This is a genomic window from Acrocarpospora sp. B8E8, assembly GCF_039871605.1.
Lineage (GTDB): Bacteria > Actinomycetota > Actinomycetes > Streptosporangiales > Streptosporangiaceae > Acrocarpospora > Acrocarpospora macrocephala.
Map to the genome: position 1 here is coordinate 1 of NZ_JBDPLV010000150.1, position 7,998 is coordinate 7,998.

The window sequence follows — 7,998 nt, forward strand, 5'->3', positions numbered from 1 at the left end:
CCACCCACCCTTGATTTGTTTCCGGGGCTACCGCCCCGACCCCCGCGACTGCCCACTCCGGGGGCTTCGCCCCGCCCTTCGGCCAGCGCATACACAACTCCGAGGGCTTCGCCCCGCGCTTCGGCCAGCACAACCCATACACAACTCCGAGGGCTCCCGCCCTCGGCCAGCGCAACCCATACACAACATCCGTGGAGACGAGCCCGGCACCCCTGGGCAATTATCATGGTGACTCTAAGTAGTCGGTCATATCGGACAAGTAAGGTTGGCGCGTACTTGTCGCACCGGTATTCAGGGGTCTTCAGTCATGTCAGATGCGCTGCCTCGCTACTACCGGCCGGAGCGGCCGGTGGCCGGGAAGGGGTGCTGGCCTGCTTCTGGCGCGTGAAGTGCCCATATTTCGCCCGCAGTTCATTTTATCGACACCCATCGGTCAGATTCTTGCTAGGTTGATCATGATCAACCAAATCAGCCGAACGACCGGCAGGGTGATGTACTTGCGCGAAAATACCCAAATCGGCGGAGGATCTGCCGTAAGTCGTCGCACGCTCCTCCGGACCGGTACAGGGATAGCAGCAGCCGCCGCCACCGGCGGCCTTTCCTTGTTCGCGGCTGAATCGGCGTCCGCGACCGTCCCGGCATCGCAGCGCTTCGTATTCGAGGGGGCCGGCGGCGATCCCGTTGTGCGGGCCACACTTCACCAGCCTTACTGGGCGATGCAGTCCTTCGCCTTCGACCACGTCCACGGGCACATCTACTTCGTGCAGACCAAGGTCGGGAGTACAACGGCGACCTCTGGATGACCAGGACCGACCTGAGCGGCAAGGTGCTGGGCGCCATGGCGCTCCACGGGTTCGACCACGGTTCGTCGATGGCGATCCAGCCGTCCACGTCCGGATCTCCGTACGTGTGGCTCGCGGGCGACTGGAGGAGCTTGTCCCCCGGTACGGCCCCGAACAGCCATACGATCTGCCGCTTCGAGTACAGCGACGGGGGCCTGCTCGACTACAACGACTTGGGGGTCTGGGAATTCCGGATCGGCCTCTCCGATTTCCTGGACTGTCCGAGACCGTCGATCGATCCTTACACCAACCGGCTGCTCCTCCGGTACATGGGGACGACGAGCCCGTGGCGCCTCGCGCTGTTCGACCTCCCCGCCGTCATCTACAGGGGCATCAGCGACACCACTCCCATCCTGGCCAAGCGCGCCCTCCCGACCAACGCCCAACTCGGTCTCTCCGACTCCGACCACTTCCAGGGCGTGACCTCATACGGCCAGTACGCGTACCTCTCCTACGGTGGTGCGCCCGCGGACCCCTCGGACCCGGCCAAGCCGTCCTACCTGGTCCGTCTCGACATGAACAAGACCGGGGGTTCGGTCGAGGAGGTGTTCCGGACGAGAGCGGGCGAGTCGCTGTCCGGTCGCGAACCTCAGGGAATGGCGATCTGGCGATCGTCGAGCGGCCCGCGCCTCGCGTTCGGCTTCTCCAGCAAGATCAGTGGCAGCCCTGACCAGTTCCGGGCGACCGTCTTCTACAAGAGCGACCTCACCGGCTAAGTCGCCAAGCGCCATCCTATTCCGCCCGTACGGCGCGGGTCACCCCGTGCCGTACGGAACGCGGATCGGCGGACGGAGCGGTATCTGCCCTGCCGCGAGCGGCTTACGTAGGCCGGATGGACGCAGCCGTCCGGTAAAGCTCCTCCCGCGTAACCCCGCCCGACGGAATCCTGACCGACACGCCCACCCCGGCAGAACTCAACCAGAAGGCCTCGGACGCATTGATGAACCCCCGGTGACCCCCGTTCTGGAACTCGTCCAGACGCCAAGCCGCCGGGTCATACTCGTGATATTCGGCCAAGAACGCCCGCAAATCAGCGAGCGTCGCCAAGCGCGGGCCACGCATGACAGCGATCTTGAGATCCACCTGGGAGACGCCATCGACCTCGTGCTCCCACACACGGGAGACGAAACTCACGTCCTCCCACTCGTAGGGGAAGTCGGAGACCTGCGCCCCCACACCCGCAGGAATCCACCCGATCGTGAAGCCATCCAACTTCCCGCCATCTCGCACCGGCCCGCCCATCAACGTCGACCCAAGAGCAACAAACAAAACCAGCAAACGACCGAACAACACGATCTCCTACATTTCGGCATTGAGGCGCACGCGGGCAGCCGCATGGCGATGGTCCTGCGGGGACGTGTTGGTGATGATGTGTTCGAGGATTTCGCAGTCGTCGTGGCCGGTTGGAGTCTGGGCGAAGGTCCACAGGTCGTCGATGGATCCTTTGGCGAGAAACTCGGAGCGTACCCGCGCATCTAGTTCGTCCCGTTCGCGGCGGACAGCGGGGGATTCGGAGCGCGGCAACAGCGGCCCTTGATACAGGTGCGCGATCGTCGCCAGATCCCCGATGGAGAGGGCCTGGCGGACGCTGAGCACGTCCGCTTCGACCTCCCCGACCAGCCGGTACGGCTTCGCGGCCACGGCACCGGAAAGCTGCGCCCTGAGGCGATGGATCTCCGCCCGGATCGTCACCGGATTGCCCTCATCGCCGTACAGCAAAATGGACAGCTGATCGGCGGTCAGCCCGCGCGGATGGGCGGCGAGCAGCGCGAGGATCTCGGCGTGCCGGAGCGAGAGCGGCACGTGGGCGCCGTCGAGTTCGGCGTGGGGGCGCTCGGTGCCGAGCAGGGTGAGGCTGAGGCGGGGCGGTTCTGAGACGCCGAACGGCATGATCAGATAGGCGTCTCCGAGGGACTCGACCCGCGCGGATCGCCCGTCCGGAAGCACCATTCGATCACTGGCCACCGGCAGCGTGAGCCGCTCGCCGCCAAGCCCGCTGATGACCCGCCCGGATGGGGTCACCAGCAGCCCGGAAGCCCGCAACCGGCGCTGGTGCCGGCACCGGAGCCGCTCGTCGGATTCTCGCATCCGCAACGCCAGGTGGCTCTCCGCCAGTTGGGCGGCGGCCCCGACCAGCGCGACGGTCGCGGGCGGCAGCGACTTGGTGGTGCCGCTGATGTCGACGCACCCCAGCACCGCCCCGGTATCCGGATCGATGATCGGCGACCCCACGCAGGACCAGTGATGCAGCACCCTGATCAGATGCTCCGCCGAGTACACCGGCGTCGGCCGCCCGGTCGCCAGCGCGGTTCCGATGCCGTTGGTGCCCACCGCCTCCTCCGACCAGGCGAAGCCGGCCGCCAGCCCGATCGCGTCCGCACGCCGGAGCACCTCGCGATGCCCGTCCCGCCAGAGGATGTGCCCGTCCGCGTCGGTGACCACCATGATGTGCGCGGCCTCGTCGGCGATCTGCAGCAGGGTGTGGTTCAGCAGCGGCAGCACCTCGTTCAGCGGGTGCGCCGAGCGCGCGTCCCCGATGTCGCCCACGTCGTAGACGAGCGGCGCGGCCCGCACCTCGGGGTGGATCCCCGCCTCCAGCGAGCGCCGCCAGGAGGCGGAGATGACCTTCCGGGGGCTCCCCCCATTCGGCATATTTCCGGACATGAGGTCGTCGTGCATCCGGCGGAGTCGCGTTTCCTGCATTGTCATCCCAGCCTTCCCGGACGAGCCTGCGTGGACCGGAAGGGGGCCCGCAACCGATTACGATAATCTCCATGAGTAACCGGTTGATCGCAACCTGTATGCAACCTTAGGCGGGCTACGTTAAGCGCACCACACCGGGCCGCGGCCGACCTGGAGTGGTTGAGGCCGGGTCTCGGACGCTTGGAGGGGGGCCGGGACCCGGCCTGGGGCTCCCGATGGAGCGGAACACACACCGTGCGCCGGTGTTCAGATGAGCCGCGAACACCGTAGGCTCGGTCGCGACGGCATGTCGCCATCCGGCTGAGGAGTGCACGATTGTGAACCCAGGAGATGTGAACCTGCAGCAGTTGCTGGAGCAGGCCCAGCTGGTGCAGCAGCAGCTCGCATCGGCCCAGCAGGAGCTGAACGACGCCCAGGTGGAGGGCACCTCGGGCGGCGGCATGGTGGTGGCGACCGTGAACGGCAGCGGCGAGCTGCTCGAACTCACGATCGACCCGAAGGCGATCGATCCGAAGGATCCCGAGGAGACCGCGGAGACCATCGCCGACCTGGTCATCGCCGCCGTGCGGGACGCGGTCAGGGCCGCCGCCGAACTCCAGCAGGAAAAGCTCGGCCCGCTCGCGCAGGGCCTCGGCGGGGGCGGCTTCGGCCAGCTCCCCGGGTTCTAGCGGTCATGTACGAAGGCGTCGTCCAGAACCTGATCGACGAGCTCGGGCTGCTGCCGGGCGTCGGTCCCAAGAGCGCCCAGCGGATCGCGTTCCACCTGCTCGCGGCCGATCCGGCCGAGGTGAAGCGGCTGGCGCACGCGCTGCTGGAGGTCAAGGAGAAGGTCCGTTTCTGCCGGGTCTGCGGGAACGTGGCCGCCGAGCAGGAGTGCCGGATCTGCCGTGACCCGCGCCGCGACCCCCAGGTGATCTGCGTGGTGGAGGAGTCCAAGGACGTCATCGCGATCGAGAAAACCCGCGAGTTCCGCGGTCGTTATCACGTGCTCGGCGGCGCGATCAGTCCGATCGACGGCGTCGGGCCCGACGACCTGCGGATCCGGGAGCTGATGGCCCGGCTGGCCGACGGCGCGGTGACGGAGCTGATCCTGGCCACCGACCCGAACCTGGAAGGCGAGGCGACGGCCACATATCTCGCTAGGCTCGTCAAGCCCATGGGACTCAGAGTGACACGATTGGCCAGCGGTCTGCCTGTGGGCGGTGATCTCGAGTATGCCGACGAGGTCACCCTGGGCCGCGCATTCGAGGGACGGAGGCTCCTGGATGTTTGATGAGTGGAACGCGCTGGCCGACCGGGTTGCCGGGCACGCGCAGAACTATCTTGACGGCCTGACCCGGTTGGCGGGCGGGGAGGGCGGGGACGCCATCCTGCCGCTGCTGCTGGTCGAGGTCGCCCAGGTGAGCCTGGCCGGAACCCAGCTCGCGGCGGTGCAGGACGTGATCCTGCAGGGCAACTTCGAGCCCGCGCTGAGCGAGGACCCCGACATAGATCCGTTGCGTACGGCTCTCGCCGCCCGGCTGGGCCCGGTGGACGATTACGCCGAAGTGTTCGATCCGTACAAGGACACGGCGGTCACGCCGTACCGGCTGTCGGATGATCTGACGGCGGTGGCGGCGGATCTGATTCACGGGCTGCGCCACTATCGGGCCGGGCGTCCGCTTGAGGCGTTGTGGTGGTGGCAGTACTCATATTTCAACACCTGGGGGAACCACGCGGGGGCGGCGCTGCGGGCCTTGCAGGCGCTGGTCGCGCACACCCGGCTTGATGTGGCGGAGGAGACTACCACAGTCTGAGGCTTGGCCGCGCCTGTGTCTGGACTGAGGAACGCAGGTCGCGAAGCGGCCGGAGTGACGAGGGAAGACGCAGGCTGAAGGCGGCCAAGCCCGCCGTGCCGGAGGCGCGGCCATAGGCACTGTCCAGATGGCGGACTAAACCAGTTGGGCTGGTGAGACGCGCCGTTAGACTGTGAGCTCCACATCCTGAAGTACGGGAGACATTCCAGTGGCGCTCGTTGTCCAGAAATATGGTGGTTCGTCCGTCGCCGACGCCTCCTGCATCAAGCGGGTGGCGCAGCGGATCGTCGCGACGAAAAAAGCCGGCAACGACGTCGTGGTGATCGTCTCCGCGATGGGCGACACGACGGACGAGCTGCTCGAGCTGGCGCAGCAGGTGTCGCCGCTCCCGCCGGGGCGCGAGCTGGACATGCTGCTGACCTCCGGGGAGCGCATCTCGATGGCGCTGCTGGCGATGGCGATCGCCAACCTCGGGCATGAGGCGCGCAGCTTCACCGGCTCGCAGGCGGGCGTGATCACCGACTCGTCGCACGGCAGGGCGCGCATCATCGACGTGACGCCGTCGCGGCTGCGCGAGTCCATCGGGAACGGCCACATCGCGATCGTGGCCGGGTTCCAGGGCGTCTCGCAGAACACCAAGGACATCACCACCCTCGGTCGCGGCGGCTCCGACACCACGGCCGTCGCGCTCGCCGCCGCCCTCCAGGCGGACGTCTGCGAGATCTACACCGATGTGGACGGCATCTTCACCGCCGATCCGCGGATCGTGAAGCGGGCCAAGAAGATCCCGCGCATCTCGTACGAGGAGACGCTGGAGATGGCGGCCTGCGGGGCCAAGATCCTGCACCTGCGCTGCGTGGAGTACGCGCGCAGGTTCAGCGTCCCGATCCATGTACGAAGCTCGTTCAGCACCAGGGAAGGCACCTGGGTCTTCTCCAATCCCAAGACCGAAGGAAGCGAGATGGAGCAGCCCATCATCTCCGGCGTGGCGCATGACCGGAGCGAGGCCAAGATCACAGTGGTCGGGGTGCCGGACAAGGTGGGCGAGGCCGCGGCCATCTTCCGCACGCTGGCGGACGCCGAGATCAACATCGACATGATCGTGCAGAACGTGTCGGCGGCAGCCACCGGCCGTACCGACATCTCGTTCACGCTGCCGACGGCGGACGCGCAGACCGCGCTGACCGCGTTGAAGAAGATCCAGGATCAGGTGGTGTTCGAGAGCCTGCTCTTCGACGACCAGATCGGGAAGGTGTCGCTGATCGGGGCGGGCATGCGCTCGCATCCGGGGGTCACCGCCAAGTTCTTCGGGGCGCTGGCGGACGCCGGGGTGAACATCGAGATGATCTCCACGTCGGAGATCCGGATCTCGGTGATCGTGGGGCAGAACGAGGTGGACGCGGCCGTCAACGCCGCGCACTCGGCGTTCGATCTGGACGCCGACCAGGTAGAAGCTGTGGTGTACGGGGGGACCGGACGATGAGCAAGCCCACTCTTGCCCTGGTGGGGGCGACTGGTGCCGTCGGCACCGTGATGCGCGAGATCATCTCGTCCCGCGCGGACATTTACGGCGAGATCCGGCTGGTCGCGTCGGCGCGGTCGGCGGGGAAGGTCCTGCCGGTTCGCGGTGAGGACGTGGTCGTCCAGGCGCTGGCTCCCGAGGTCTTCGACGGCGTGGATATCGCGATCTTCGATGTGCCCGACGAGGTCTCCGCCGACTGGGTTCCGATCGCGGCCGCGCGCGGCGCCATCGCCATCGACAAGTCCGGAACTTTCCGGATGAATCCGCAGGTTCCGCTGGTCGTCCCCGAGGTCAATCCCGACGACGCGAGAACCCGCCCGCTCGGCATCGTCTCCACGCCCAACTGCACGACCCTCTCGATGATGGCCGCGATGGGCGCTCTGCACGCGGAGTACGGCCTGCGCGAGCTTGTCGTGGCTTCGTACCAGGCCGTGTCCGGGGCCGGAGTCGCCGGTTCTGCCCGTCTTTACGATGAGATCGAAGCCCTGGCCGGGGACCGGACGATCGGCCAGACCGCCGGCGATGTCCGCAAGGCCCTCCAGAACAAGCTGGCCGAGGAGTCTCCGTTCCCGGCTCCGGTGGCGTTCAACGTCGTGCCGTGGGCGGGCTCGCTCAAGGAGGACGGCTGGGCGTCGGAGGAACTTAAGCTCCGCAACGAGTCCCGCAAGATCCTCGGCATTCCCGACCTCAAGGTGTCCGCGACCTGCGTGCGGGTTCCGGTGATCACCACGCATTCGCTGGCCGTGCACGCGACCTTCGCGGGCGAGGTCACGGTCGCGGACGCTCATCGCATCCTGAACGCCGCGCCAACAGTGGTCGTGATGGACGATCCGGCGAACGGTGTGTATCCGACCCCTGCGGACGTAGTCGGGACCGACCCGACGTATGTGGGACGAGTCCGCCAGGCGATCGACTTCCCGAACACGCTCGATCTGTTCGTGTGCGGGGACAATCTCCGCAAGGGAGCTGCCCTGAACGCTGCGGAGATCGCGGAGCTCATCGTCGCCACGGAGTTCTGACGAGACCAGGTGGTTCTCCCACCCACCCGCCCTTTGGGACGCTCGCGCTCGGCCCCATCGGCCTTCGGCCTCGGGTGGCGTGTAGTCAAAGGGTCGGGGGCGGAGCCTCGATGATC

At 67.1% G+C, this 7,998-nt stretch carries 9 protein-coding genes; 7 read left to right on the forward strand and 2 right to left on the reverse strand.

Translation table 11 applies throughout. The annotated features are described in order from the left end of the window. The first annotated feature begins 455 nt into the window (after positions 1-455). Positions 456-803: a hypothetical protein gene (locus ABGB08_RS53885; protein WP_347608139.1), complete on the forward strand. Its 348-nt coding sequence runs from the start codon at positions 456-458 to the stop codon at positions 801-803. Beyond that, positions 800-1,558: a hypothetical protein gene (locus ABGB08_RS53890; RefSeq protein ID WP_347608142.1), complete on the forward strand. Its 759-nt coding sequence runs from the start codon at positions 800-802 to the stop codon at positions 1,556-1,558. Before ABGB08_RS53885 ends, ABGB08_RS53890 begins: the two co-directional genes overlap by 4 nt. A gap of 103 nt (positions 1,559-1,661) precedes the next feature. On the opposite strand, the gene ABGB08_RS53895 is transcribed toward ABGB08_RS53890, so the two are convergent. After that, positions 1,662-2,132 carry a hypothetical protein gene (locus ABGB08_RS53895; RefSeq protein ID WP_347608145.1) on the reverse strand — a complete coding sequence of 157 codons (471 nt, stop codon included), beginning with the start codon at positions 2,130-2,132 and terminating at the stop codon, positions 1,662-1,664. A 9-nt stretch (positions 2,133-2,141) separates the two neighbouring features. Further along, positions 2,142-3,551 (reverse strand): GAF domain-containing protein, encoded by a 1,410-nt coding sequence (locus ABGB08_RS53900; protein ID WP_347608148.1) that lies wholly within the window; start codon positions 3,549-3,551, stop codon positions 2,142-2,144. A 311-nt stretch (positions 3,552-3,862) separates the two neighbouring features. Here ABGB08_RS53900 and ABGB08_RS53905 point away from each other — a divergent pair, with 311 nt between their 5' ends. The 5 genes from ABGB08_RS53905 (at position 3,863) to ABGB08_RS53925 (ending at position 7,882) form a co-directional block, all read left to right on the forward strand. Next, the gene (locus ABGB08_RS53905; RefSeq protein WP_155344937.1) at positions 3,863-4,213 is read left to right on the forward strand and encodes a YbaB/EbfC family nucleoid-associated protein; all 351 of its coding nucleotides are present in this window, start codon (positions 3,863-3,865) and stop codon (positions 4,211-4,213) included. 5 nt (positions 4,214-4,218) lie between these two features. After that, entirely contained in the window at positions 4,219-4,818 is a 600-nt protein-coding gene (gene recR / locus ABGB08_RS53910) for a recombination mediator RecR (protein ID WP_155353502.1), read from the forward strand. After that, positions 4,811-5,341 (forward strand): DUF5063 domain-containing protein, encoded by a 531-nt coding sequence (locus ABGB08_RS53915; RefSeq protein ID WP_347608153.1) that lies wholly within the window; start codon positions 4,811-4,813, stop codon positions 5,339-5,341. Before recR ends, ABGB08_RS53915 begins: the two co-directional genes overlap by 8 nt. Positions 5,342-5,549: 208 nt before the next feature. Next, the gene (locus ABGB08_RS53920; protein ID WP_155353500.1) at positions 5,550-6,824 is read left to right on the forward strand and encodes an aspartate kinase; all 1,275 of its coding nucleotides are present in this window, start codon (positions 5,550-5,552) and stop codon (positions 6,822-6,824) included. Further along, positions 6,821-7,882: an aspartate-semialdehyde dehydrogenase gene (locus ABGB08_RS53925; RefSeq protein WP_155353499.1), complete on the forward strand. Its 1,062-nt coding sequence runs from the start codon at positions 6,821-6,823 to the stop codon at positions 7,880-7,882. The genes ABGB08_RS53920 and ABGB08_RS53925 overlap by 4 nt, the downstream gene beginning before the upstream one ends. Positions 7,883-7,998 lie beyond the last annotated feature (116 nt).